The 23,938-nt window shown below is 64.5% G+C and carries 20 protein-coding genes and 1 pseudogene; 12 read left to right on the forward strand and 9 right to left on the reverse strand.

Annotated features, from left to right (window positions below; all coding sequences use genetic code 11):
- Positions 1 to 29: 29 nt before the first annotated feature.
- Positions 30 to 908: pseudogene (locus PATSB16_RS09545) on the reverse strand (LysR substrate-binding domain-containing protein); the annotation flags it as partial.
- Positions 909 to 1,159: 251 nt separating this feature from the next.
- Between PATSB16_RS09545 and PATSB16_RS09550 the strand changes: the two are divergent.
- The 7 genes from PATSB16_RS09550 (at position 1,160) to PATSB16_RS09580 (ending at position 9,149) form a co-directional block, all read left to right on the forward strand.
- Positions 1,160 to 2,104, forward strand: coding sequence for an amidohydrolase family protein (locus PATSB16_RS09550; protein WP_047213924.1), 945 nt, complete (start codon positions 1,160 to 1,162; stop codon positions 2,102 to 2,104).
- A 15-nt stretch (positions 2,105 to 2,119) separates the two neighbouring features.
- Entirely contained in the window at positions 2,120 to 3,028 is a 909-nt protein-coding gene (locus tag PATSB16_RS09555) for an amidohydrolase family protein (protein WP_047213925.1), read from the forward strand.
- A 57-nt stretch (positions 3,029 to 3,085) separates the two neighbouring features.
- Positions 3,086 to 4,489, forward strand: coding sequence for a UbiD family decarboxylase (locus tag PATSB16_RS09560; RefSeq protein ID WP_047213926.1), 1,404 nt, complete (start codon positions 3,086 to 3,088; stop codon positions 4,487 to 4,489).
- A 20-nt stretch (positions 4,490 to 4,509) separates the two neighbouring features.
- Positions 4,510 to 5,130: a UbiX family flavin prenyltransferase gene (locus tag PATSB16_RS09565; RefSeq protein ID WP_156884855.1), complete on the forward strand. Its 621-nt coding sequence runs from the start codon at positions 4,510 to 4,512 to the stop codon at positions 5,128 to 5,130.
- On the forward strand, positions 5,127 to 6,245 hold the full coding sequence (locus tag PATSB16_RS09570; protein WP_047213928.1) for a CobW family GTP-binding protein: 1,119 nt from the start codon (positions 5,127 to 5,129) through the stop codon (positions 6,243 to 6,245). The genes PATSB16_RS09565 and PATSB16_RS09570 overlap by 4 nt, the downstream gene beginning before the upstream one ends.
- Positions 6,246 to 6,319: 74 nt before the next feature.
- Positions 6,320 to 7,681, forward strand: a complete 1,362-nt coding sequence (locus PATSB16_RS09575) for a nucleobase:cation symporter-2 family protein (RefSeq protein ID WP_047213929.1) — start codon at positions 6,320 to 6,322, stop codon at positions 7,679 to 7,681.
- Positions 7,682 to 7,709: 28 nt separating this feature from the next.
- Complete coding sequence (locus PATSB16_RS09580; protein WP_047213930.1) at positions 7,710 to 9,149, forward strand: amidohydrolase family protein; 1,440 nt, start codon at positions 7,710 to 7,712, stop codon at positions 9,147 to 9,149.
- A gap of 21 nt (positions 9,150 to 9,170) precedes the next feature.
- Here the strand turns inward: PATSB16_RS09580 and PATSB16_RS09585 are convergent, their stop codons facing one another.
- Both PATSB16_RS09585 and PATSB16_RS09590 read right to left on the reverse strand, forming a co-directional pair.
- On the reverse strand, positions 9,171 to 9,944 hold the full coding sequence (locus tag PATSB16_RS09585) for a 3-hydroxybutyrate dehydrogenase (protein WP_047213931.1): 774 nt from the start codon (positions 9,942 to 9,944) through the stop codon (positions 9,171 to 9,173).
- Between the two features lie 204 nt (positions 9,945 to 10,148).
- Entirely contained in the window at positions 10,149 to 11,549 is a 1,401-nt protein-coding gene (locus tag PATSB16_RS09590) for a sigma-54 interaction domain-containing protein (protein WP_047216442.1), read from the reverse strand.
- Positions 11,550 to 12,108: 559 nt separating this feature from the next.
- Here PATSB16_RS09590 and PATSB16_RS09595 point away from each other — a divergent pair.
- The 5 genes from PATSB16_RS09595 to PATSB16_RS09615 all read left to right on the forward strand — a co-directional run bounded on the left by PATSB16_RS09595 (position 12,109) and on the right by PATSB16_RS09615 (position 16,925).
- Positions 12,109 to 12,888, forward strand: a complete 780-nt coding sequence (locus PATSB16_RS09595; RefSeq protein WP_047213932.1) for an ABC transporter ATP-binding protein — start codon at positions 12,109 to 12,111, stop codon at positions 12,886 to 12,888.
- Positions 12,885 to 13,628, forward strand: a complete 744-nt coding sequence (locus PATSB16_RS09600) for an ABC transporter ATP-binding protein (protein WP_047213933.1) — start codon at positions 12,885 to 12,887, stop codon at positions 13,626 to 13,628. The genes PATSB16_RS09595 and PATSB16_RS09600 overlap by 4 nt, the downstream gene beginning before the upstream one ends.
- Before the next feature lie 55 nt (positions 13,629 to 13,683).
- A complete protein-coding gene (locus PATSB16_RS09605; protein WP_047216443.1) occupies positions 13,684 to 14,883 on the forward strand; it encodes an ABC transporter substrate-binding protein in 1,200 nt (399 codons plus the stop codon).
- A 128-nt stretch (positions 14,884 to 15,011) separates the two neighbouring features.
- A complete protein-coding gene (locus PATSB16_RS09610) occupies positions 15,012 to 15,896 on the forward strand; it encodes a branched-chain amino acid ABC transporter permease (protein ID WP_047213934.1) in 885 nt (294 codons plus the stop codon).
- Positions 15,897 to 15,905: 9 nt separating this feature from the next.
- The gene (locus PATSB16_RS09615) at positions 15,906 to 16,925 is read left to right on the forward strand and encodes a branched-chain amino acid ABC transporter permease (protein WP_047213935.1); all 1,020 of its coding nucleotides are present in this window, start codon (positions 15,906 to 15,908) and stop codon (positions 16,923 to 16,925) included.
- Positions 16,926 to 16,983: 58 nt separating this feature from the next.
- Here the strand turns inward: PATSB16_RS09615 and PATSB16_RS09620 are convergent, their stop codons facing one another.
- The 6 genes from PATSB16_RS09620 to PATSB16_RS09645 all read right to left on the reverse strand — a co-directional run bounded on the left by PATSB16_RS09620 (position 16,984) and on the right by PATSB16_RS09645 (position 23,936).
- On the reverse strand, positions 16,984 to 17,418 hold the full coding sequence (locus PATSB16_RS09620) for a PAS domain-containing protein (protein WP_047213936.1): 435 nt from the start codon (positions 17,416 to 17,418) through the stop codon (positions 16,984 to 16,986).
- Between the two features lie 122 nt (positions 17,419 to 17,540).
- The gene (gene frc, locus PATSB16_RS09625; protein ID WP_047213937.1) at positions 17,541 to 18,809 is read right to left on the reverse strand and encodes a formyl-CoA transferase; all 1,269 of its coding nucleotides are present in this window, start codon (positions 18,807 to 18,809) and stop codon (positions 17,541 to 17,543) included.
- Between the two features lie 90 nt (positions 18,810 to 18,899).
- Positions 18,900 to 20,654: a thiamine pyrophosphate-binding protein gene (locus PATSB16_RS09630; protein WP_047213938.1), complete on the reverse strand. Its 1,755-nt coding sequence runs from the start codon at positions 20,652 to 20,654 to the stop codon at positions 18,900 to 18,902.
- A gap of 278 nt (positions 20,655 to 20,932) precedes the next feature.
- Positions 20,933 to 21,652 carry a GntR family transcriptional regulator gene (locus tag PATSB16_RS09635; protein WP_047213939.1) on the reverse strand — a complete coding sequence of 240 codons (720 nt, stop codon included), beginning with the start codon at positions 21,650 to 21,652 and terminating at the stop codon, positions 20,933 to 20,935.
- A gap of 450 nt (positions 21,653 to 22,102) precedes the next feature.
- Complete coding sequence (locus tag PATSB16_RS09640; protein WP_047213940.1) at positions 22,103 to 23,287, reverse strand: low temperature requirement protein A; 1,185 nt, start codon at positions 23,285 to 23,287, stop codon at positions 22,103 to 22,105.
- Between the two features lie 76 nt (positions 23,288 to 23,363).
- On the reverse strand, positions 23,364 to 23,936 hold the full coding sequence (locus PATSB16_RS09645; RefSeq protein WP_047213941.1) for a methyltransferase family protein: 573 nt from the start codon (positions 23,934 to 23,936) through the stop codon (positions 23,364 to 23,366).
- Positions 23,937 to 23,938 lie beyond the last annotated feature (2 nt).

A 23,938-nucleotide genomic window follows, 5' to 3' on the forward strand; every position in this document is an offset into this window, starting at 1 on the left:
GCCGGCTCGCTGGCCGACCCGCGACTGTCCTGCGCGACCAGTTCGCGAATCGTATCGAGAAACAGTTTGAGCGCCGGCGACACGTCGTCGGCGCGATAAATCGCATATAACGGCACCTCCGGCACGGCCGGGCTCAGGCGCCGGAACACCACCCCGGCTGGCGCGATGTGCGCGATCGAGGCCGGCAGCAGGGCTACCCCGAAATCGGCCCGCACCAGACTCAACAGCGTTTGCACTTCGATCACCTGCTGGCGGATCCGCGGCGTGAAACCCGCCTGCACGCAGCACTGGTAAAGAAAGTCGGCAAACCGGGACTGCCCCAGACCAAACGAGACGAACGGATCGCCAGCCAGGTCGGCCAGCGCGAGTTCGTCCTGGCCGGCCAGGCGATGCGTCTCGGGCAGCACCGCCATGATCGGCTCGTACAGCAGCACTTCGTTGCACAGGTTCGGGTCGTCGTGGCTCATGCGAAAGAAGCACACGTCGATGCGCCGCTCACTCAAGGCCGCGAGTTGCGCCGCGGGCGTCATCTCGCGCAGGTTCCACGATACATCCGGATAGCGCTCGCGAAATACGTGCATGGCGCGCGGAATCACCCCGACCATCACCGAACTGATCATGCCGATTTCCAGCTTGCCGAGCTGGCCACGCCCGGTTTGCCGCGTCAGGTCGAGCGCGCGCTCGATCTGCGCGAAGATCAGCGGCACCTGATCCTTGAGGGTTTGCCCGGCCGCGGTCAGTTCGACGCGATGGTGCGTCCGCACGAACAGCGGCGTGCCGATCTCCTCCTCGAGCAACCGGATTTGCTGGCTGAGTGGCGGCTGGGACATGTTGAGCCGGGCCGCGGCGCGCCCGAAGTGCAGCTCGTCGGCAAGCACCGCGAAGTAACGCAAGAGACGGATGTCCATATCGCCATATCGAATAAGTATCAAACATCGCTTTAAATAATATTGTACAGAGCGCATCGCGATCGTGATACTGCGACTCAAGCAGCAGTGCACGTCATGTGTCACCTGATGCAGGGCGGGGGAAAGCGCGGCAACGCGCTTAGTAAAAGGCCGTGGCAAGACGTGGCTGCCCGCGATTAGAAGGTTGGAGTGGAGCCCGCTGCAATGGCAGCAGGGTCTGGCCAACTTCCCTGTCTTAGGAGATCGAGTACATGATTATCGATACCAGCTGCTACCCGACCGACGTGGTCGATCTGGCCTGGCGGCACGATGGCGAGCCGTTTTCCGGCGAGCGCCTGCTGCAAATGATGGACGGCCCTTACCGGATCAACGGCAAGCCGCGCCGCATCGACCGCGCGTTCATCCAGCCCCCGCAGGGCAACACCATCTACACCTGGACCGACGGCGTGCAAAGCGGGCGCGAGGCGATCGACGCCTACATGGCGTACACCCTGAAACTGGTCCAGCAGTATCCCGACCGCTTCCTCGGCTGCTTCGTCTATAACCCCCGCTGCGGCGTGCAAAACGGCGTCGAGGCCATCGAGCGCTATGTCACCGAACACGGCTTCAAGATGGTGCAGATGCAGGCCAACATGCATGCGTACCGGCCCGACCGGGCGATCGACTGGGTGCGGCCCGCGTTCGAAAAATGCGCCGAGCTCGGCGTGCCGGTAAAACTGCATACCGGCGACGGCCCATACAGCATTCCCACCGAGTGGGTGCCGATGATCAAGGAATTCCCCAATGTGAATTTCATCATGGCGCACTTCGGCGTGCAGACCGGCGGCGTGTATTGCTTCGAGCCCTTCCAGTGGGCGATGGAGCTGCCCAACGTGTACTGCGAGTCGAGCTGGTGCCTGCAATCGCGCATCGTCGAGTTCTCGAAGGTACTGCCCAAGCACAAGATTCTCTACGGCTCGGATACCCCTCCCAACGAGCCCGGCATGTGGCTGCGCCTGCTCGAAGTGCTGTGCACCGAGCCGCCGCAAGGGCTCAACCTCGACGAAGACACGCTCGAGGACTATCTCGGCAACAACCTCGCCCGCATGATCGGCCTGGCGCCGACCGAGCCGCCGCGCAGCGTCGAGCAGGCCGAAGCCCAGCTGGCTGCCTACGGCATCGAAAACAAACATTACCTGGCGACGCTGGTTGCCTGAGCGGGAGTCCTTTCAATGATCATCGATACCCATCTGCACCCGACCAACCTCGTCGACGAGGCATGGCGCCACACCGGCGAGCCGTTTACCGGCGAGCGCCTGCTCAAGTTGATGGACGGGCCCTACATCATCAACGGCAAGCCGCGCCGCATCGACATGGGCTTCATCCAGCCGCCGCCCGGCAACACCGGCTACCGCGACGGCAACCGGCGCGGTCGCGAAGGCATTCGCGACTATATGAAGTACATCGCTGAATTGACGCAGAAGTACCCTGACCGCTTCATCGGCAACTTCACCTACAACCCGCGCTGGGGTCCGGAAAATGGCGCCGCGGAGCTCGAATTCCACGTCAAGGAATACGGCTTCAAGATGCTCAAGCTGCACGCCAACATGCACGGTTACCGGCCCGACCGCGCGCTCGACTGGCTGCGTCCGGCCATGAAGAAATGCGCCGAGCTCGGCGTGGTGGTCCTGATTCACACGGGTGACGGCCCCTACACGATTCCGACGCAGTTCTACCCGATCATCCGCGAGTTTCCGATGGTCAATTTCATCATCGGACACTTCGGCATCCAAACCGGCGGCAACTATTCGTTCGAAGCGTTCTGGATGGCGATGGACACGCCCAACGTGTACTGCGAGTCGGGCTGGTGCTTCCAGTCGCGCATCGTCGAGTTCGCCAAGCAATTGCCGCGCAACAAGATCGTGTTCGGCACCGATTCGCCGCCCAACGAACCCGGCATGTGGCTGCGCGAGCTGGAAGTCCTGTGCTCTCCCGAACCGCAAGGCATGGGCCTGGACGAGGACGGACTGGAGGACTACATGGGCAACAACATTGCCCGCCTGGTGGGCATCGAGCCGACCAAGCCGCCGAAAGACCTGGAAGAAGCGCAAAAGCGCCTGACCAGTACGTATGTGAAGTGACGTTCACCGCGGGCGCGTTTTCCCGGAATCCGCGCCCGCTTCTTGCAGAGGTATACGATGACCTTGGGGTCTTTTGCCGAGATGCGGAATGTGCAGGACTTTCACGCATTCGTGAACGCATACCGCGATTGCTTTCCCGACGACGTTCTGACCGTTGGCCAGACGCTGTCCGCCGATCAGGACGTGACTGCCCTGGTGGTCGAGCTGGCCGCTCAAAACCGGCATCCCATGGTCGTGTGCGAGCGCGTCGACGGTCTGGACGTGCCGCTGGCGACCAACGTGTTCGCCTCGCGCGAGCGCATCGCCCGCCTGTTCGGCGTTGAACCCGGCCAGTTGCACGCGGCGTATCAGCAGCGCGCTAACGCGCCCGTCGCGCCGTGCTACGTGGCCAGCGGACCGATTCTCGACGAAGTGATCGAGGGCGACGCCGTCGATCTGGCGCAACTGCCGATGATCAGGCATTTCCAGAGCGATCGCGCCCCTTATGTGACCAACGCCGTGATCATCGCCGAGGATCCGGTCACGGGTGTTGCCAATCTCAGTTATCACCGCTCGATGCGGCACGCGCGCAACGCGCTGGCCACCAGCCTCCACTCGCGTGGGCATTTGTGGCGCATGCTGCAGGCCGCGCGCGCGCGGGGCGACGAACTGCGCGTGGCGATGGTCATCGGCGCGCATCCGTTATTCATGCTGGCGGCGTCGGCACGCGTGCCGTTCGGCACCGACGAGCGCACGATTGCCGGTGGCTTGCTGGGCGCGCCGCTCGAGCTGGTGCGCACGCCGCGTTACGGCATTGGCGTGCCGGCCTATGCCGAATTCGTGCTGGAGGGAGCGATCGATCCGTCCGCCTACGCGGAGGAAGGTCCTTTCGGGGAATTCACCGGCTACTCGTCGGACCGCTCGACCAACAACGTGCTGCGCGTCGATACCCTGATGCGGCGGCGCGATGCCTGGCTGGTCGACGTGGTCGGCGGCCCCTATGCCGAACACCTGACGCTGGCGCGCCTGCCGCGCGAGGCCGAAATGAGCGAGAAGCTCAAGGCACGCTTCCCGTCGGTCACCGCGCTGCACTACCCCAATTCGGGCACGCATTTCCACTGCTATGTGGCGCTTGATCAGACGCGTGACGGCGAAGCGCGACAGATCATGCTCGCCCTGCTCGGCTGGGACCCGTACCTGAAAACGGTGATCGCAGTCGACCAGGACATCGACATCACCGATGACGCGCAAGTCCTGTGGGCGATGGCCACTCACTTTCAGCCGCACCAGGATCTGTTCGTGGTCGACGGGCTGCCCGGCAGCCCGCTCGATCCTTCGTCGTCGGTCGATGGCACCACCTCGCGCCTGGGCATCGATGCCACGCGTGGCTCACGTTTCGAAGGCAAGCGCGCAGTGGTCGAGACGGCCGCGCTCGAGCGGGCGCGAACCTTGCTGCAGCGCCTGGCGGGAGCGCGTCCATGAATGCCCGAATGACGGCGGCGGTGCCACGCACGCGTCTGGTGGTCGGCATCAGCGGCGCGTCCGGCTTCGTCTATGGCGCGCGGCTGCTCGAGCTGCTGCGCACGCTCGATGTCGAGACGCATCTGGTAATCACGCGCGCGGCGCAGCTCACGATGGCTCACGAGACCGATTACAAGCTCGCCGACATCGTCGCCCGCGCCGACGTCTACCACCGTGCCGACAATGTCGCCGCCAGCATCGCCAGCGGATCGTTTCGCACGTTGGGCATGATCGTCGCGCCGTGTTCGATGAAAACGCTGGCAGAGATCGCCTGCGGCGCATCGTCCAGCCTGCTGACCCGAGCGGCCGACGTCACGCTCAAGGAACGGCGCCCGCTCGTGCTGCTCGCGCGCGAGACGCCGCTGACCCTGGCGCATCTGCGCAACATGCTGAGCATCACCGAAATGGGCGGCATCGTCGCGCCGCCGGTGCCGGCCTTCTACGCGCGCCCGGCAAGCCTGGCGCAGATGGTGGATCACACGCTGGGCCGCGCGCTCGACCTGTTCGGCCTGGACGCCGGCACCGCATTGCGCTGGGGCGAGACAGACACCGATTCACCCATTTGTAAGCAACACCCATCCATCACCAAGGAGCACGCATGAACACCTTGCCAATGACACACGACGACCCTCACAAAATCCCCGTCACGGTGCTCACCGGATTCCTCGGCGCGGGCAAGACCACGCTGTTGAACTACATCCTGCGCGAGAAGCACGGACGCAAGATCGCCGTGATCGAAAACGAGTTTGGCGAAATCGGCATCGACGGCGGCCTGGTGCTCGAATCGACCGAGGAAATCTACGAGATGACCAACGGTTGCATCTGCTGCGTGGGTGCCGTGCGCGAAGATCTCGTGCGCATCATCAAGATGCTGCTCGAGCGGCCCGAGCGGCTCGACCACATCATCGTCGAGACCAGCGGGCTGGCCGATCCTTACCCGGTGGCGCAAACCTTTTTCATCGACGATCCGGTCGCCCGCCAGGTCACGCTCGATGCGATCGTCACGATGGTCGACGCCAAGCACATCACCGCGCATCTGGATGACGTGAAGCTCGACGGCATCGACAACCAGGCGGTCGATCAGATCGTCTGCGCCGACCGCATCGTGATCAACAAGGTCGATTTGGTCGATGCGCGCGAAATCGAAGCGCTTACCGAGCGGATCCGCGGCCTGAATGCCACGGCCGACATCGTCACCTCGAACTACGCGCAGATCGATCTCGGCAAGATCCTTGGCATCGGCGCTTTCGAAGTTTCCCAGCGCCTGATGCAGATCGGCGACGACCATGCGGCCGGACAGACCGAACAGGCCGAGCATCCCGACACGCACGGCCACGGTGACCATGGCGATCACGCGCCACACGCACCGGATCACGAGCACGCGGAGTTCTCCCACGAGGCGCATGACCACCAGCACGACCCGAGCGTATCGTCGGTCGGCATCGAGGTGTCGTCCGACGTCGATATTGCCGCCATGCAGCGCTGGATCGACGAACTGCGGGCGGCCGACTCGGAGGACCTGTTCCGCATGAAAGGCATCCTGGCCGTCAAGGGCGAGGAGCATCGCTACGTGCTGCAAGGCGTGCATAGTTTGATCGAGTTTCGCCCCGCCCAGCCGTGGGGGTGCGAGCCGCGCTCGAGCCGTGTCGTTTTCATTGGACGCGACCTCGATCGGGCGGCCTTGAACCAACGTTTCGAGGCGTGTTTAGCTGCATGAACTAGAGTTATTCCATACGGGCGCATAACGCCGAACGGCAACGCCCAATCCATAACGATATTCAGGAGACAACGATGGACAAACCCGTACACCCGGTCGACAAGGTTCTGCCCGCGCGGCAAATGATCACGCTCGGGCTGCAGCATATGCTGGTGGCTTACATCGGCGCTATCGCGGTGCCGTTGATCGTAGCGTCGGCGCTGAAGATGTCGCAGGCCGACACCATCGTGCTGATCAGCACCGCGCTTTTCTGTTCGGGCATCGCGACCTTGATGCAAACCGTGGGCTTCTGGAAATTCGGCGTGCGCCTGCCGATTCTCCAGGGGGTAGCGTTCAGCAGCGTAGGCCCGGTGATCGCGATCGGCACCAATCCGCAGGTCGGCTTCGCCGGTGTGTGCGGCGCGGTCATCGGCGCGGGCGTCTTTACGATGATCGCCGCGCCCTTCGTCGGGCGATTGCGGCGCTTCTTCCCGCCCGTGGTCACCGGCTGCATCGTCACCGTCATCGGCCTCCAGCTGTTTCCGGTCGCCTACGAATGGGTCGGCGGCGGGCGCACGACCCCGCACTTCGGCGCGCCGCTGTTTCTGGCCGTGTCGCTGATCGTGCTGATCACCATCCTTTGCATCAACCGCTACGGCAGCGCGTTGATGCGGAATCTGGCGGTGTTGATCGGCCTGATCGTCGGCGCGGGCCTGGCCTGCGCGCTGGGCATGGGCGACTACAGCGGCGTGGCGCACGCGCCGTGGGTGACGGTGCCGTATCCATTCCATTTCGGCGCGCCGATTTTCAGCATCGTGCCGATTGCCACCATGATCGTCGTGATGATCGTGCAGATGGTCGAGTCGATGGGCCTGTTTCTCGCCATTGGCGACATCGTCGACAAGCACATCAGCGAAGCCGACGTCATCAAGGGTCTGCGCGCCAATGGCCTGGCCAGCGCGATCGCCGGGATGTTCGCCGCGTTTCCGTTCATCGCCTTCATGGAAAACGTGGGCGTGGTGATTCTCACCGGGGTGCGCAGCCGCTGGGTGGTTGCCGTGAGCGGCATCCTGATGTGCGTGGTAGCGCTGGTGCCGAAGGTCGGCGCGGTGTTCGCCTCGACCCCCGCGGCCGCGCTCGGCGGCGCCGGTCTGGCGATGTTCGGGGTGGTGGTAGCCGCCGGCGTGCAGACGCTGTCCAAGGTCGACTACGAACACAACCGGTATAACGTGCTGATCGTCGGCTTCACCCTGGCAACCGCGCTGATCCCGGTCATGGCGCCGGCCGTCTTCAAGCAAATGCCTGAATGGACGCAGCCGTTCCTGCACAGCAGTGTGGTGATCGCCTGCATCGTTTCGGTCATCCTCAATGGCCTGCTCAACGGGCTAAAAAGCTCGGTGGTCCATGCCGAACACGTGCTGGACGATGCATCGCAACGCGCGATCGACGGCGTTTGACCACTCGGGCCCGGTAAAGGAAATACGCATGACAGTCCAACAAGCAAGCTTCAACAGAGCGCCGCTGCCACGCGTCGGCGGGCAAAACCTTCTGGTTCGCAACCCGGTCGCGGTCATGACCGGCCTGCCCGCAGAGGGCGCACGCGCCGGCAGCGTCGATCTGCGGATCGAAAACGGCCGTATCGCGGCAATCGGCCCCAGCCTGCAGGCGCAGCCCGGCGACCGTGTGATCGACGCCAGCCGCTGCGTGGTCTACCCGGGGTGGATCAACACGCACCACCACCTCTTCCAGAACCTGCTCAAGGCCGTGCCCGACGGCATGAACCAGGACTTGCAGGGGTGGCTGGCCAGCGTGCCCTACCCGCGGCTGGCCCGCTTCACGCCCGAGCTCACGCGCATCGCGGCGCGCCTGGGCATGGCTGAACTGCTGCTCTCGGGCGCCACCACCTGCGCCGACCATCACTATCTGTATCACGCCGGTGGCGGCGGCGAGACGGGCGACGCGCTGTTCGAGATCGCCGAGGAATTCGGCATGCGCTTCGTACTGTGCCGCGGTGGCGCGCTGCAGTCGGCCGGCGACCATCCGGGATTTTCCAGAACCGCCCTGCGCCCGGAAAGCCTCGACACCATGCTCGCCGACCTCGAACGCCTCAAGGCGCGCTATCACGATGCCCACCCCGATGCCATGCGGCGTGTGGTGGTTGCGCCCACCACGCCGACCTTCTCGCTGCCGCCCGAGTTGCTGCGCGAACTGGCGCGGGCCGCTCGAGCGATGGACTTGCGCCTGCACACGCACCTGTCCGAGACCGACAACTACGTGCGCTTTTGCCGCGAGCGCTATAACCGCCTGCCGGTGGAATTCGTCGCCGACCATGAGTGGCTGGGCAGCGACGTCTGGTTCGCCCACCTGGTATGCCTGGAGCCGTCTGAAATCGCCCTGCTCGCGCAAACCGGCACCGGCATCGCGCACTGCCCGGTCAGTAACAGCCGGCTCGGCAGCGGTATCGCGCCGATCCCGCAGCTCGCCGCCGCGGGGGTTCCGATCTCGCTGGGTGTCGACGGCGTGGCGTCCAACGAATCCGGCAGCATGATCGGCGAGGCGCACATGACGTGGCTGATCCACCGCGCCGCGCAGGGTGCGGGGGCGACCACCGCCGAGGATGTGATTCATTGGGGCAGCGCCGGCGGCGCGCGGGTGCTTGGTCTTGACGCGGTGGGTACGCTCGAGGTTGGCCAGGCCGCCGACCTGGTGCTGTACGACGTCGATCACCCGCGCTTTTTCGGCTTCCACGACCCGGCTGTGGCACCAGTGGCCGCCGGCGAGCCGATCGCCGTGCGCACCAGCATCGTCAACGGCCGCGTGGTCGTCGACGACGGTGTCATTCCCGGGCTGGATATCGCCAGATTGCGCGCCGACGCGCAACGCGGCGTGCAGCAGTTGCTCGCCGGGCTCGACGCCGCCGCGTGAGCGCGGCGGCTTGGCCCGGCGTTATTGGGCCGTCCAGCCGCCGTCCATGTTCCAGGCCGCGCCCCGCACTTGCGCGGCCGCCTCGCTGCACAGAAAAACGACCAGTCCGGCGAGTTGCTCGGGGGCGACGAATTCGCCGGACGGCTGCTTCTCCTGCAGCAGCGCCCGCTTGGCCTGCTCGTCGTCGACCGACAGTGCAGCCGCGCGCATCGCTACCTGCTCCTGCACCAGCGGCGTGAGCACGAAGCCGGGGCAAATAGCGTTGCAGGTGATCGGTTGGTCAGCCGTCTCGAGCGCCACCACTTTGGTCAAGCCGACGATGCCGTGCTTGGCCGCGACATAGGCCGACTTTTGCACCGAGCCGACCAGACCATGCACCGAAGCGACGTTGACGATTCGTCCCCAGCGGCCCGCACGCATGTGCGGCAAGGCGAGTCGCGTGGTGTGGAATGCCGAACTGAGATTGATCGCGATGATCGCGTCCCATTTCTCGACCGGGAACTCCTCGATCGGCGCGACGTGCTGAATCCCGGCGTTGTTGACCAGAATATCGATACCTCCGAAGGTGCTTACGGTCTGTTCGATCAGGTCGGCAATTTCGCCGGGCTTGCTCATGTCGGCGCCGTGGTAGCTCACGCGACGCCCGTGGGCAGCTAGCTGCGCCTGCGCGCTCCGGTGGTCGCCAAAACCGTTGAGCATCACGTCCGCGCCTTGCCGGGCCAATGCGTCGGCAATCGCCAGGCCGATGCCGCTGGTCGATCCCGTGACGAGCGCCGTCTTTCCTTGCAGTGACATATCGAATCTCCTTTGCTGGTTTAATGTGCGCGCGGCATCTCTCGGCCCCGGTCACAGCCGCTGCATTTCGCAAACACGCACGATCGCATAAAGCGAATTGCGTGCCAATGGCCTGTCGGCCGCCGGGCCCGCCGCTGCGTCTCGAAATCGGGAAATTGTCTCCAGACGGAGACTGATCGGAATCTTGCCGCGACCGCGCAAGGCTCAGGCGCTGCGAGGCGCGGCCACACCAAGCTGCGACATCTTTTTATAGAGCGTGGCGCGTCCGATACCCAGCCGCCTGGCGGCTTCCGTCACCTTGCCGCCGCACTCGCGCAGGGCGTCTTCGATCAGGCCGCGCTCGAAGCGCACCATCGCGTCGTCGTAACGGGTGCCGGCACCGGACGATACGCTGGGCAAGGTGTGCGCCGGGGCTGGCGACTCGACACGCATGCCGGCGGCGATGGCCGCTTCGATGTCACCGGCAGCGAGCGGCGCGCCGTCGGCGGCCAGCAGCGCGCGTTCGAGCACATTGCGCAATTCGCGCACATTGCCCGGCCAGTCATATTGCTGCAGCACGGTCAACGCCCCTTGCGACAGCACCGCGCTTTCGTACCCGCCTTGCGACAACAGGTCGGCAAAGATCGCCTCGCACAGCACCTCGATGTCCTCCAACCGGTCGCGCAGCGGCGGCACCGCTACAGTGAGCACATTGAGCCGATAGAACAGGTCGGCACGAAAGCGGCCTTGCCGCACTTCCTCGTGCAGATCGCGCGAGGTCGCCGCGATAATGCGCACGTCGGCATGGATAACCTCATTGGAGCCGAGCGGCTCGAACTCCTTTTCCTGCAGCACGCGCAGCAGCTTGGCCTGCACTTGCTGCGGCATATCGCCCACTTCGTCGAGAAATAGCGTGCCGCCCTGCGCCGCCTGAAACTTGCCGGGCCGGCCCTTGCGATCGGCGCCGGTGTATGCGCCGGCGACCGCGCCGAAAAACTCGGCCTCGAGCAGCGCTTCGGGGATTGCCGCCAGATTTACGCTGACGAAGGTCTTGTGCGCCCGCTGGGACGTGGCGTGAATCGCATGGGCCAGCAGCTCCTTGCCGGTGCCGGTCTCGCCGAGCAGCAAAATGGGCGATTCGGTGGCCGCCGCGCGGCGCGCGTGGCGCTTGAGCTCCAGCGTCGGCGTGCTGGTGCCGACGAAACTGGCAAACGAGTATTTCGAACGCCGCTCGCGCTTGAGTGTCTCGTGCGCGCGGGCAAGCTGGGCCTGCATCAGCGAGTAGCGCGAGAGCAGCGGCGACAGGGAGCGCAGCTTGTCGAACAGGGCAACCCCGATCGCGCCGATGGTTTGCCCGTGCTCGTCCTTGATCGGCAGGCGCAATACCACCAGGGGGTCGGCCTCGCCCTCGAGAATATCGAGCAAAATGGGTTCGCCGCTTTGCACCACCTCACGCATGCGGCTGTGCGGGATCACCGACTCGCAGGAGCGGCCGATCGCGTCCTCGGCGCACTCCAGGCCGAAACGACGCGCATATCGCTCGTTCATCCAGACGATGCGCGCATCGCGATCGACAATCAGGGTGCCCTCGCTGGCGCATTCGAACGTCTCGAAAAGCGAGCGCATCGCCAGCAGTCGCAGGCGCGCATAGTCTGACGAAGCGTGTTGCGGCGCTCCGAGCCCCCGTGGCCGGGCATCGTCGGGCCTGCCTTGTCGCGACGCGGCGCCGGATTGGGCGTCGACCGCCCGGCTGCCGGCCGCAGTGGCAATCATCAATGTTATGTCGTCGTTCTGTAACGTCATCAAGCGCCTCGATATCGAGTCATCGCGCGCGACCTTGAGCCAAACCCGGCACTGGCGCGCAGCAAACCGCGGCAAGCATAGCGCAAGCCCCGGTTCGTCTCCATCCGTAGAAACGCACATGCGCCGGCCGCGACGAATTTGTCCAGCCATCGAGAACCTTTGTCTCGCAATCGAGACATCCGCGGCACACCGGCATCGCCGGGCCGGCTTCAAACGCCCGGCGCACGGGCTATTGGTGCATCGCGCATTGCTGGCACGCGTTTTGCTCTACTCCATCCGGCCGTAACGGGACAAAAGCAACGGGCGATCTCGCCCGCTGAGGTGGAGTCAGCGCCGAATCCCGGCGGCACGACAAATAAAGCGTGAAAGCGTGGTTGGAGACATGAATTCGTCAAAATACATTTTAGAGACCCGAGGCCTGAGCAAGGGCTTCCGCGGTTTTACGGCTGTCAACGGGGTGGACCTGCGGGTGGCGCGGGGCACGATCCATGCGTTGATCGGGCCCAATGGGGCGGGCAAGACGACGTGCTTCAACCTGCTCACCAAATTTCTGGAGCCCAGCGCGGGGCAGATCCTGTTCAACGGCGAGGACATCACGCATGAGCGTCCGGCGCAGATTGCGCGGCGCGGCATCATCCGTTCGTTTCAGATCTCGGCGGTGTTCTCGCACCTGAGCGTGCTGGAGAACGTGCGGGTGGGGCTGCAGCGGCGCCTGGGCACGGCGTTTCATTTCTGGCGCGGCGGGGCCTCGCTGGCGGTGCTCGACGAGCAGGCGATGGCGCTGCTGGGCGAGGTGGGGCTGGCCGAATACGCGCACACGCTGGCCGTGGAGCTGCCGTACGGGCGCAAGCGTGCGCTGGAGATTGCCACGACACTGGCGATGGAGCCGGAGCTGATGCTGCTCGACGAGCCCACCCAGGGCATGGGTCACGAGGACGTGGACCGGGTCACGGCGCTGATCAAGAAGGTCTCGGCCGGGCGCACGATTCTGATGGTCGAGCACAACATGAGCGTGATCGCGGGTATTTCGGACACCATCACAGTATTGCAGCGCGGAGAGATCCTGGCCGAGGGGGCCTATGCGGAGGTGTCGAAGAACCCGCAGGTGATGCAGGCATACATGGGCACGGCCGAGGCCGAGCTGGAGGGGGCGCACGGGTGAGCACGGCAAGCGAGGGCAAGGCGGGCGGCGCGAGCGCGCCGGCGCTGGAACTGGAGGGGCTGCAGGCCTGGTACGGGGAGTCGCACATCCTGCACGGGGTGGACCTGTCGGTCAATCACGGCGAGGTGGTCACGCTGCTCGGGCGCAACGGCGCGGGGCGCACCACGACGCTGCGCGCGATCATGGGCCTGACGGGGCGGCGCCAGGGCTCGATCCGGGTCGACGGGGCGGAGACGATTCAGCTGTCGACGCACCAGGTCGCGCACCGCGGCATCGGGTACTGCCCGGAGGAGCGCGGGATTTTTGCGGCGCTCTCGTGCGAGGAGAACCTGCTGCTGCCGCCGCTGGTGGGCCCGCGCGCGCAGGCGATGTCGCTCGAGGAGATCTACGCGATGTTTCCGAACCTGTACGAGCGGCGCCACAGCCAGGGCACGCGGCTGTCGGGCGGCGAGCAGCAGATGCTGGCGGTGGCGCGGATCCTGCGCACGGGGGCGCGGCTGCTGCTGCTCGACGAGATCTCGGAGGGACTGGCGCCGGTGATCGTGCAGGCGCTCGCGCGCATGATCGTCACGCTCAAGGCCAAGGGGTACACGATCGTGATGGTGGAGCAGAATTTCCGGTTTGCCGCGCCGTTGGCGGACCGGTTCTATGTCATGGAACACGGCAGGATCGTGGAGCGGTTCGGCGCGGCCGAGCTGAGCACGAAAATGCCGGTGCTGCATGAGTTGCTGGGGGTATGAGGCCCGCAGCGCCTGGCGTGACAACAAAATCCGAGAAGGAGACTGTGGAATGAAGATGCACAAGAAGGTATTGGCGGCAGCGGTGATGCTGGGGCTGGGCGCGGGCGCGCTGCAGGCGCAGGCGGCCGGGAACCAGGTGAAGATCGGTTTTATCACCGACATGTCGGGGCTGTACGCGGACATCGACGGCCCGGGCGGGCTCGATGCGGTGAAGATGGCGGTGGCGGACTTCGGCGGCAAGGTGCTGGGCAAGCCCATCGAGGTGCTGTATGCCGATCACCAGAACAAGGCGGACGTGGCGGCCTCGAAGGCGCGCCAATGGATCGACCGGGACGGGGTGACGATGCTGCTGGGCGGCACCAACTCGGGGATCGGGCTGGCGGTGAACAAAGTCTCGCAGGAGAAGAAGACGGTGTTCATCGACGTGGGCGCGGGCACCGATGCGCTGACCGGCGCGCAGTGCCAGCCGTACGGGGTGCACTATGCGTACGACACGGTGGCGCTGGCGCGCGGCACGGGCTCGGCGATCGTCAAGGCCGGCGGCAAGACGTGGTACTTCCTGACGGCGGACTACGCGTTCGGGCATGCGCTGGAGAGCTCGACCGCGGCGGTGGTCAAGGCCGAGGGGGGCAAGGTGCTGGGTGAGGTCAAGCACCCGCTGTCGGCCTCGGACTTCTCGTCGTACCTGCTGCAGGCGCAGGCCTCGGGCGCGCAGGTGCTGGGCCTGGCCAACGCGGGCGGGGACACCGACAACGCGATCAAGGCGGCCAAGGAATTCGGCGTGAACAAGAAGATGAAGCTGGCGGGGCTGCTGGTGTTCATCAACGACATTCACAGCCTGGGGCTGCCGACCACGCAGGGCATGTACCTGACCACGGCCTGGTACTGGAACCAGAGCGACGCCTCGCGCAAATTCGCCGAGCGCTACTACGCGAAGATGCACAAGATGCCGAGCATGCTGCAGGCCGGTGACTACTCGGCGACCATGACCTACCTGAAGGCGGTCAAGGCGGTGGGCACGACCGACTCGGGCAAGGTGATGGCCGAGCTCAAGAAGATGAAGATCGACGACATGTTCGCCAAGGGCTACATCCGCGGCGACGGGCTGATGATCCACGACATGTACCTGATGCAGGTCAAGGCGCCGGACGAGTCGAAGAAGCCGTGGGACTACTACAAGGTGGTCGCCACCATCCCGGGTGAGCAGGCCTTCACCACGGTGGCCGAGTCGAAGTGCCCGTTGCTCAAGAAGTAAGCCGGGCGGGTGTGTGAGAGACGGCGGCGGCTCCCCCAATCGCGGGGGCTGCCGCCGGGGTGGGACGAGCCGCGCCGGGGTCGGTGCGGCATGAGAATCAACGAGTAATCAAGAATCGGCGATCTTCGATGGCACTGTTCGGCATATCCGCACCGGAGCTCCTCAGCCAATTGCTGCTGGGGCTGGTCAACGGTTCCTTCTATGCGATGTTGAGCCTGGGCCTGGCGGTCATCTTCGGGCTGCTCAACGTGATCAACTTCGCCCACGGGGCACTCTTCATGCTGGGGGCGATGGTGGCCTGGATGGGGGTGAACTACCTGGGGCTCAATTACTGGTGGATGCTGCTGCTCGCGCCGCTGGTGGTGGGGCTGTTCGGCGTGCTGCTCGAGCGCAGCCTGCTGCGCTGGATCTACAAGCTCGATCACCTCTACGGGCTGCTGCTGACCTTTGGCATCACGCTGGTCATCGAGGGGATCTTCCGCTCGATCTACGGGGTCTCGGGCCAGTCGTTCGATGCACCGGACCTGCTCTCGGGGGCCACCAACCTGGGCTTCATGTACCTGCCCAACTACCGGGCGTGGGTGGTGGTGGCCTCGCTCGGGGTGTGCGCGCTGACCTGGTTCCTGATCGAGAAGACCAAGATCGGGGCGTATCTGCGCGCGGGCACGGAAAACCCGAAGCTGGTCGAGGCGTTCGGGGTCAACGTGCCGCGCATGGTCACGCTGACCTACGGGTTCGGGGTGGCGCTGGCGGCGCTGGCCGGGGTGCTGGCCGCGCCGGTGATCCAGGTGCAGCCGCTCATGGGCCAGCACATGATCATCACGGTGTTCGCGGTGGTGGTCATCGGCGGGATGGGCTCGATCGCCGGCTCGATCATCACGGGGCTGCTGCTGGGGGTGGTCGAGGGCTTTACCAACGTGTTGTATCCGCAGGGTTCGGCCACGGTGGTGTTCGTCATCATGGTGCTGGTGCTGCTGGTGCGCCCGGCCGGGTTGTTTGGCAAGGAAAAATAAGGGGCGAAGATGCAACGACGTGTGCTGTACTCGATTCTGCTGCTGGGCCTGGTGGCCGCGCCCTGGCTGGGGGCCTATCCGGTGTTCGTGATGAAGGTGCTGTGCTTTGCGCTGTTCGCGTGCGCCTTCAACCTGCTGCTGGGCTACACGGGGCTGCTCTCGTTCGGCCATGCGGCGTTCTTCGGCACGGCCGGCTACATCGCCGGCTATGCGCTGCGCAACCTGGGCCTCACGCCCGAGCTGGGGCTGCTCGCGGGGGTGCTGGCCGGGGCGGTGCTGGGGCTGGTGTTCGGGCTGCTGGCGATCCGGCGCCAGGGCATCTACTTCGCCATGATCACGCTGGCGCTGGCGCAGATGATCTACTTCTTCTGCCTGCAGGCGCCCTTCACCGGGGGCGAGGACGGGCTGCAGGGGGTGCCGCGCGGCAAGCTGTTCGACCTGCTGCCGCTGGGCAATGACCTGGTGCTGTACTACGTGGTGCTGCTGATCTGCGCGGCGGCGTTCCTGTTCATCATGCGGGTGGTCCACTCGCCCTTCGGGCAGATCCTCAAGGCGATCAAGGAAAACGAGCCGCGCGCGATCTCGCTGGGCTACGACACCGACCGCTTCAAGCTGCTGGCGTTCGTGCTCTCGGCCACGCTCGCGGCGCTGGCCGGGGCCACCAACACGCTGGTGCTGGGCTTCGAGACGCTCTCGGACGTGCACTGGACGCTCTCGGGCATGGTGATCCTGATGACGCTCGTCGGCGGCCTGGGCACCCTGTTCGGCCCGGTGCTGGGGGCGCTGATCATCGTGCTGCTGCAAAACAAGCTCGGCGACATCGGCATGTGGCTGGCCAACCTCACCGGCATCGCCTGGTTCCAGTCCCTGGGCGAGTCCGTGACCATCGTCATCGGCCTGATCTTTATCCTCTGCGTGCTCGCCTTCCGCCGCGGTATCGTCGGTGAACTGGTGGCGCTGGCCGAAAAACGGCGTGCTCCGGCAGGCCCGATCAAGATCGCCTCGACGCAATCGCTCGAGACGCATTGACATGACGCGTCGCGACCGTCCCGGATGGGACGGCGCGTCTCGTCTCGCCTTGCCTCGCTTACTGACTGACCACCTGGGCCTCCAGTTCGGCCAGGCGCTTGCGTAAATTGCGGTCTTCCTGGAAGCGGGCCGTCTCGTCACGAATCACCGCGACGATGCCGCTCACCTGCTGCTGCGCGGAGTACAGCAACGCGACCGTGAATGCGATCGATAGCGCTCGCCCATCCTTGTGCACGGCGGGCACGCGCAGCACGTCGCTGCCATACCGGGTCTGGCCAGTCGCCATGGTCTTGTGATAACCCTCCCAGTGGCGCTCGCGCAAGCGTTGAGGAATCATCAGATCCAGCGACTGCCCGAGCGCTTCGGCGGCCGTGAAGCCGAACATGCGCTCGGCCGCGGCGTTCCATACCGTGATCGCGCCGCTGGCGTCCGAGACGACGACGGCGTCACCGACGGCCGCGACCAGTTGTTCGAAATCGATGCTTCCTTGCATGGCTGTACCCCAATGTTTTGGCATTTTCAGTCAAACGCGGGCGGCACCCGCAAGGATGCCGCCCGCGCCGGCGCCGAGCCTGGCGCCCTACTGCTTTCCTATAACACGTCTGAGCGCGGGCATCAAACCACTTGGCCGTCGCGCATTTTGGCGATTTGCTCCTGGCTGTAGCCCAGGCCGGCCAGCACCTCGTCGGTATGCTCGCCCAACAACGGCGAGGAGGTGATCTCCGGTTTCATTTCGGAGAACTTGATCGGACTGCCAACGGTAAGATAGGTGCCGCGCTCCTTATGCGGCACTTCCGTGATCGTGCCGCTGGCGCGCAGCGACGGGTCGTTGGCCAGTTCTTTCATGGTCAGCACCGGCGCGCACGGAATGTCGTACTTGCGCAGGATATCGACCGCCTCGAATTTGGTCTTGTCGGCCAGCCATGCCTCGATGGTCGCGAAGATGTCGAAGATATGGGGCTGGCGCGCCTTGGCCGTGTTGTAGGCCGGATCGTCGATCCACTCGGGCTTGCCGATCGCGTTGCAGATCGGTGCCCAGGCATGCCCCTGGATGGTGAAGTAAATGTAGGCGTTCGGATCGGTTTCCCAGCCCTTGCACTTGAGCACCCAGCCCGGCTGGCCGCCACCGCCCGCATTGCCGCCGCGCGGCACGACGTCGGTGAATTTGCCATACTTTCCATCTTCGCGGATCGGATATTGCGGATATTCCTCGAGGTAGCCGAGCCGGTCCAGGCGTTGCTGGTCACGCAGCTTCACCCGGCACAGGTTCAAGACGCTGTCCTGCATCGAGACCGCCACCTTTTGCCCCTTGCCGGTCTTGTCGCGGCCGATCAGGGCGGTCAGGATGCCGATCGCCAGATGCATGCCGGTGTTGCTGTCGCCCAGCGCCGCCGCGCTGATGGTGGGAGGGCCGTCCCAGAAGCCGGTGGTGGAAGCCGCACCGCCGGCGCATTGCGCGACGTTTTCATACACCTTCAGATCGTCGTAGTGATGCCCGTCGCTGAAGCCCTTGACCGAGGCCACGATCATCTTCGGGTTGAGTTTCTTGATGTTCTCCCAAGAGAAACCCATGCGATCGAGCGCGCCCGGGCCGAAGTTTTCCACCAGCACGTCGGATTCCCGGATCAGCTTTTCCAGCACCTCCTTGCCTTCGGGTTTCTTGGTGTCCAGCGTCAGCGATCGCTTGTTGCTGTTGAGCATCGTGAAGTACAGCGCATCGACGTCGGGGATGTCGCGCAACTGGCTGCGTGTCACATCGCCCGCCCCGGGGCGTTCGACCTTGATCACATCAGCGCCGAACCACGCCAGCATCTGCGTGCAGGCAGGCCCGGCCTGCACGTGAGTGAAGTCGATAATCCTGATTCCTTTGAGTGGCATGTCCATCGTCGGTGACTCCTCAATATCTACCGTTAGTTGTTTGAAGTGATGCAGGATGCCGACATACCCGATCGGTCGGGCATGCGGGCGGTGCTCTTACTTGTACATCGTCTGATTCTTGGTGCCGGGCGCGTACTCGCTCGGATCGACCCAGATGTTGATGACCGCCGAGCGGCCCGTCTTGGCGATCGCCTCGCGCCCGCGCCGCAGCGCCCCGGCGATCTGCGCCGGATCGCGCACTTCCTCGCCGTAGCCGCCCAGCATCTCCGCGAAGCGCCCGAACGGCACGTCCGACAGCAAGTTGCCCACGTTGCCTCGCTCCGCTCCGTACTTGGCCAGCTGCCCGTAGCGGATCTGGTTCATCGCCGAGTTGTTGCCCACCACCGCCAGGTACGGCACCCCGAACCGGTTGGCCGTCTCCATGTCGAACGCGGTCATGCTGAACGCCCCGTCGCCGTAGTAGCACAGCACTTCCTTGCCCGGATTGGCCAGCCCCGCGGCGATCGCAAAGCCCGTGCCCACCCCCAGCGAGCCCAGCGCTCCCGGGTCCATCCACTGTCCCGGATTGCGCGGGCGAACCGCCTGCGCCGAGATCGTCACCACGTCCCCGCCATCGCCGATGTAGATGGTGTCCTCGCCCAGGAATTCGTTGAGCTCATATGCCACCCGGTACGGATGGATCGGCGTGTTTTCCGACCGGAACAGCGGCATCACCTTGTCCAGCGCCACCGCCTCGGCTTCGCTCAGTTGTTTCATCCACTGCCGCCGCGCCTGCCGCTTGTCGTTCTTGATGCGCCCGCCCGCAGCCTGCAGCACCGCCCCGAGAATCGCCCCAGGATCGCCCACCAGCCCCAGGTCGATGTCCCGGTTCTTGCCCACCGTGCGGTAGTCCATGTCGATTTGCACCAGCTTGAGCTCGCGGCTGATGCGCTTGCCGTAGCCCATGCGGAAGTCGAACGGCGTGCCTACGATCACCAGCACGTCCGCGTTGGCAAATGCCTGCGAGCGCGTACGGTCGAAGTGGTGCGCATCGCCCGGCGGCAGCAGCCCACGGCTGGCGCCGTTGAAGTACCCCGGGATGTCGAGCCCGCGCAGCAGCGCGATCGCTTCTTGGTGCCCGCGCGCGGTCCACACTTGCTGGCCGAACAGGATGGCCGGGCGCTCGGCATCGACCAGCAGGTCCGCGAGCTTTTCGATGTCGCGCGGATCTCCCACCGATTTGGTCGACGCACGGTAGTGCCCCGGCTTGGGCAGTACCGCCTTGGCCAGATCCACCTCCCGGTCCAGCACGTCGCGCGGAATCTCCAGGTACGCCGGGCCCGGCGCGCCGTTGAAGCACTCCCGCGCGGCCATCGAGATCATGTCCGCCACCCGCTCGGTGCTCGGGATGCTGGCCGAGAATTTTGTGATCGGCGCCATCATGTCGACGTGCGGCAGATCCTGCAGCGAGCCCATCTTGTGCTGCGTGAGCGCGCCCTGCCCGCCAATGTGCAGCACCGGGCTCTCCGAGCGAAATGCGGTGGCCACCCCCGTGACCGCATTGGTGCACCCCGGCCCCGCCGTGGTCACCACACATCCCAGCTTGCCGGTTTGCCGCGCGTAGCCGTCGGCCGCGTGCGCGGCCACCTGCTCGTGGCGAACGTCGATGATCCGGATGCCTTCATCCACGCAGCCATCGTAGATGTCGATGATGTGACCCCCGCACAGCGTGAAGATCGTATCCACCCCCTCCGCCTTGAGCGCCTTGGCCACCAGATGGCCTCCGGATACCACCCCGGCTTCCCGGCTTTTTTGCTTCAGCGTGTCTTCGGCTGTGGTCGACTGCATCGGGGTCTGAACTACTTCTGACATGAGTCTCCTCCTTGGCGGAGCGTTGCGTAATTTGTGATATACAATATTCCATACACAATATTAGTCAAGCGTTTTTTGCCAAGAATTTTTTATGCTGCATTGAAGCAATTATTTATTTATATGATTAAAAACATATTTATAAAATTTTCCTTTGCGCCGCACAAAATATTCCCTAAAGAAAATGCGGTTTCACAAAAGCATGCAGCAGCGCTTTTCGGTGAAGGATTTATGGTATTTTTTGTACACCACATACCAAATTCAATTGGAAGCGCATTTAGTCAGTCAAGGAAATCGCAGTGCGCGTCGACGAATGCAGCGAGTTCGAGCGAATGCTCCCGCACAAGGCGCTCGACCAGTTCGGTATTGCGCCGCTCGAGCGCTTCAATGATGTTCATGTGATCGACGATCGAGCGCGAGGCGCGATCGCTTTGGGCGATGGTCATGCGCCGAATGGCCCGCACGTGCATGAATATGTTCTTGATGGTGTCGACGATGATGGGCGACTGGGACAGTTCGACAATCGCCTGGTGGAACGTGATGTTCGCCTCCGAGTACTCCTCGATCTGATCGACTGGCGTCTTGCTGCCGAAATGAATGAACATGCGGCGCAGCGTGGCGATGTCCTCGTCCGGCGCGCGCAGGGTCGCCAGCCGCGCGGCGGCGCCCTCCAGCGCAGCCCACATGTGAATCATTTCGACGATCTCTTTTTTCGTTTTGCGCAGAATGTACACGCCGCGCCGCGGCACCGTGCGCAGAAAACCCTCCTGCTCGAGCAGCGTCATGGCTTCGCGGATTGGCGTGCGGCTCACGCCAAGCGCTTCGGTCAATTCTTTCTCGTCGAGCCGGATTTCCTCACGCGTGCCATAGATATCGGTTTGTGCAATCGCCTGCTTCAGCCTGGCATAGGCCTGGTCGCGCAAAGAGGCGGCCGCATTGATCGGCGCCAGCGCCAGGGTGACGGTCGCCAGACGGATTTCGGCGGGCGTTTCGGTAGGCATCGGTTTGTGTCCCCTATGTCCGATAAACCGTTTTCAGGGTGCTGCTCGCTGACGCTCGCGCCAGCGTCGGCTGACGTCGCAGCAAGCACGCAGGCAGCCGGACAGTCGGCTTCGGCGCAACGGGCGGAGAAGTTTGACTGGAAATACATATTACACATTGAAAATACTGTATATCACAATAAGATCAAATGACCAAGCGGGTTTACGTCCATCATGCAAAGGGCGGCCAGGCATCGGCGAGGCGGACGCAGCGCGCTCCGCCGGGATCAAGGTGAGTGCCAGGCTGGGTGAGGCAACGGGTAACGCCCCGACACCGATCAGGGCAGCGAACGCGGCAAGCGAAACATATGCGGTGTTGGTCGGCCGCCCGGCCGATTCATGGCAGATCGGCCGAAAGCGGGCACGCTTGCCCACGCGATGCGTGCGTGGGCCGTGCGGGCGCCCTCGCCGTCAGCGTGCCGATCCAATCCGCTCGCCGGTACGCCGTGACAGGCTTTCCCAAGCGGCCACGATGATCAGCACAAGCATCACCACAACACCAGCCGGCAGGAGTTCGCTCAGGCGCGCGAACAGCGCGAGCGCACACAGCGACGCCAGTCCGGCGATATGTGAAAGCGGAAACCGGCCATAGACGACCGTCTTGTAGAGACCATTGCCGAACAGATAAAGCACCGGTCCGCCCAGCAACACGGCAATCGCCGTCTGACTCGTCGGCGCGGCTGGATGCGCGATGACCAGTTCGTTGCCGACTGCGCTGACGATCACGCCGCCGACGATAAGGACATGAATGTAATGGAAATAAGCGCCGACCCGGCCCGGATCCCGCGCCTGCGCAATTGCTGCGCTGCCGGCCTTGCTGCCGGTATCGAAATACACCCACCACATGGCCAGGCTGCCGACAAATGTCACCAGGCCCGCGGCGATCACCGGTGCCTGCCATTGCAGCGTATGACTGATAGTGGCACCGGTCACGAGAATCGATTCACCCAGCGCCATAATGACGAACAGCTGGCAACGCTCGGCCAGATGCCCGCCTTCGATGGTCCACTCGGCCGTGCGCGAGCGGCCCAGCCCCGGCAGCCAGAAGCCGATCATCGGCGCGATGTATTCACCGCCCACAGCCACCGTCCAGAGCAGCAGCCGTGGCGAACCGGAAGACAGGCCGCCGGCGATCCAGAACAGGCCGGCGATGCACGTCCACCCGAGGATGCGGCGAAAATTCGGGGCCAGCGCATGACGCGGGCCGAGGTGCAGCACCACGGCCAGGGTACGCCCGATCTGGATCGCCGCGTAGCAACCGGCAAACACCAGGCCGCGCGCACCGAAGGCTCCCGGAATGCTCGCAGCCATGAACAGCCCCACCAACATCACGCCGAACAGCAGCAGGCGTACCGGCAGAGTCTCGGGATCGAACCAGTTTGTCACCCAGCAGGTGTATTGCCAGCCGAGCCAGACGGCAAACCAGAGCACCAGGGTTTGCAGCGCGCCGAGCAGCGTCAGATTGCCCAACAGGCGGTGCGACAACTGCGTCACCGCAAAAACGTAAATCAGGTCGAAGAAAAGCTCGGCAAACGAGACATGGGCCTCATGCCCGTCACGTGCCCGCAGGAGGTTCCTGTTGCCAAGGATCGCCATCGTCTCGCTCTGCCATGGAGGTGCACGACAGCATAGCGCAGCTTGACCTGCCGGCAAACGCCTGGACCAGGGCTCGTCACAGCACGAACGGTATCAGCGCGGCGACTTCGTTGCGATAGGAGGTGTAGGCAGCCCCGAAGGTTTCGATCATCCAGCGCTCTTCCAGGCGCAACTTGCGCCACAGCGCGGCGAAGACAAGCAGCACGGCAAGCCCGCCACGCCATTGGCCCAGCGCGATTGCGGAGCCGATGAACGCCAGCAGCAGGCCGGTGTAGATCGGATGGCGTACCCAGCGATACGGGCCGCTGCGAATCAGTTCGTGGTCCTGCTTGAGGGTGACGATACCGCTCCAGTTGCGCCCCAGGTGTACCCTCGCCCACACCGTGAACAGCAGTCCGAGCAGGACGAGCCCGGTGCCGGCGAGCGACCCGGCAGGCCCCGCCGGCATGAAGCGGGCGCCGAGCATGCCGCCGGACAGGCGCGGCGTGACCAATAGCCACGCGGCAATCAGCAACGGCACGCCGTGGCCGGCCCGAGACAGCAGGCTTTCCCGGCGCCGGGTGGTCTTTACGTTGAGCGCCGAGACGCTCCAGTAAATGAGCCAGGCGGCCCATAGGCCCAGAATCAGGTACCGGTAATGATCTGGCATCT

The sequence above is a fragment of the Pandoraea thiooxydans genome, assembly GCF_001931675.1.
Taxonomy (GTDB): Bacteria; Pseudomonadota; Gammaproteobacteria; order Burkholderiales; family Burkholderiaceae; genus Pandoraea; species Pandoraea thiooxydans.

Excerpts from the sequence above, each read along its gene's own strand:
- PATSB16_RS09550 (WP_047213924.1), top strand. The coding sequence starts at position 1,160 with ATGATTATCGATACCAGCTGCTACCCGACCGACGTGGTCGATCTGGCC.
- PATSB16_RS09555 (WP_047213925.1), top strand. The coding sequence starts at position 2,120 with ATGATCATCGATACCCATCTGCACCCGACCAACCTCGTCGACGAGGCA.
- PATSB16_RS09560 (WP_047213926.1), top strand. The coding sequence starts at position 3,086 with ATGACCTTGGGGTCTTTTGCCGAGATGCGGAATGTGCAGGACTTTCAC.
- PATSB16_RS09570 (WP_047213928.1), top strand. The coding sequence starts at position 5,127 with ATGAACACCTTGCCAATGACACACGACGACCCTCACAAAATCCCCGTC.
- PATSB16_RS09575 (WP_047213929.1), top strand. The coding sequence starts at position 6,320 with ATGGACAAACCCGTACACCCGGTCGACAAGGTTCTGCCCGCGCGGCAA.
- PATSB16_RS09580 (WP_047213930.1), top strand. The coding sequence starts at position 7,710 with ATGACAGTCCAACAAGCAAGCTTCAACAGAGCGCCGCTGCCACGCGTC.
- PATSB16_RS09585 (WP_047213931.1), bottom strand. The coding sequence starts at position 9,944 with ATGTCACTGCAAGGAAAGACGGCGCTCGTCACGGGATCGACCAGCGGC.
- PATSB16_RS09590 (WP_047216442.1), bottom strand. The coding sequence starts at position 11,549 with ATGCGCTCGCTTTTCGAGACGTTCGAATGCGCCAGCGAGGGCACCCTG.
- PATSB16_RS09595 (WP_047213932.1), top strand. The coding sequence starts at position 12,109 with ATGAATTCGTCAAAATACATTTTAGAGACCCGAGGCCTGAGCAAGGGC.
- PATSB16_RS09605 (WP_047216443.1), top strand. The coding sequence starts at position 13,684 with ATGCACAAGAAGGTATTGGCGGCAGCGGTGATGCTGGGGCTGGGCGCG.
- PATSB16_RS09610 (WP_047213934.1), top strand. The coding sequence starts at position 15,012 with ATGGCACTGTTCGGCATATCCGCACCGGAGCTCCTCAGCCAATTGCTG.
- PATSB16_RS09615 (WP_047213935.1), top strand. The coding sequence starts at position 15,906 with ATGCAACGACGTGTGCTGTACTCGATTCTGCTGCTGGGCCTGGTGGCC.
- PATSB16_RS09620 (WP_047213936.1), bottom strand. The coding sequence starts at position 17,418 with ATGCAAGGAAGCATCGATTTCGAACAACTGGTCGCGGCCGTCGGTGAC.
- frc (WP_047213937.1), bottom strand. The coding sequence starts at position 18,809 with ATGGACATGCCACTCAAAGGAATCAGGATTATCGACTTCACTCACGTG.
- PATSB16_RS09630 (WP_047213938.1), bottom strand. The coding sequence starts at position 20,654 with ATGTCAGAAGTAGTTCAGACCCCGATGCAGTCGACCACAGCCGAAGAC.
- PATSB16_RS09635 (WP_047213939.1), bottom strand. The coding sequence starts at position 21,652 with ATGCCTACCGAAACGCCCGCCGAAATCCGTCTGGCGACCGTCACCCTG.
- PATSB16_RS09640 (WP_047213940.1), bottom strand. The coding sequence starts at position 23,287 with ATGGCGATCCTTGGCAACAGGAACCTCCTGCGGGCACGTGACGGGCAT.
- PATSB16_RS09645 (WP_047213941.1), bottom strand. The coding sequence starts at position 23,936 with ATGCCAGATCATTACCGGTACCTGATTCTGGGCCTATGGGCCGCCTGG.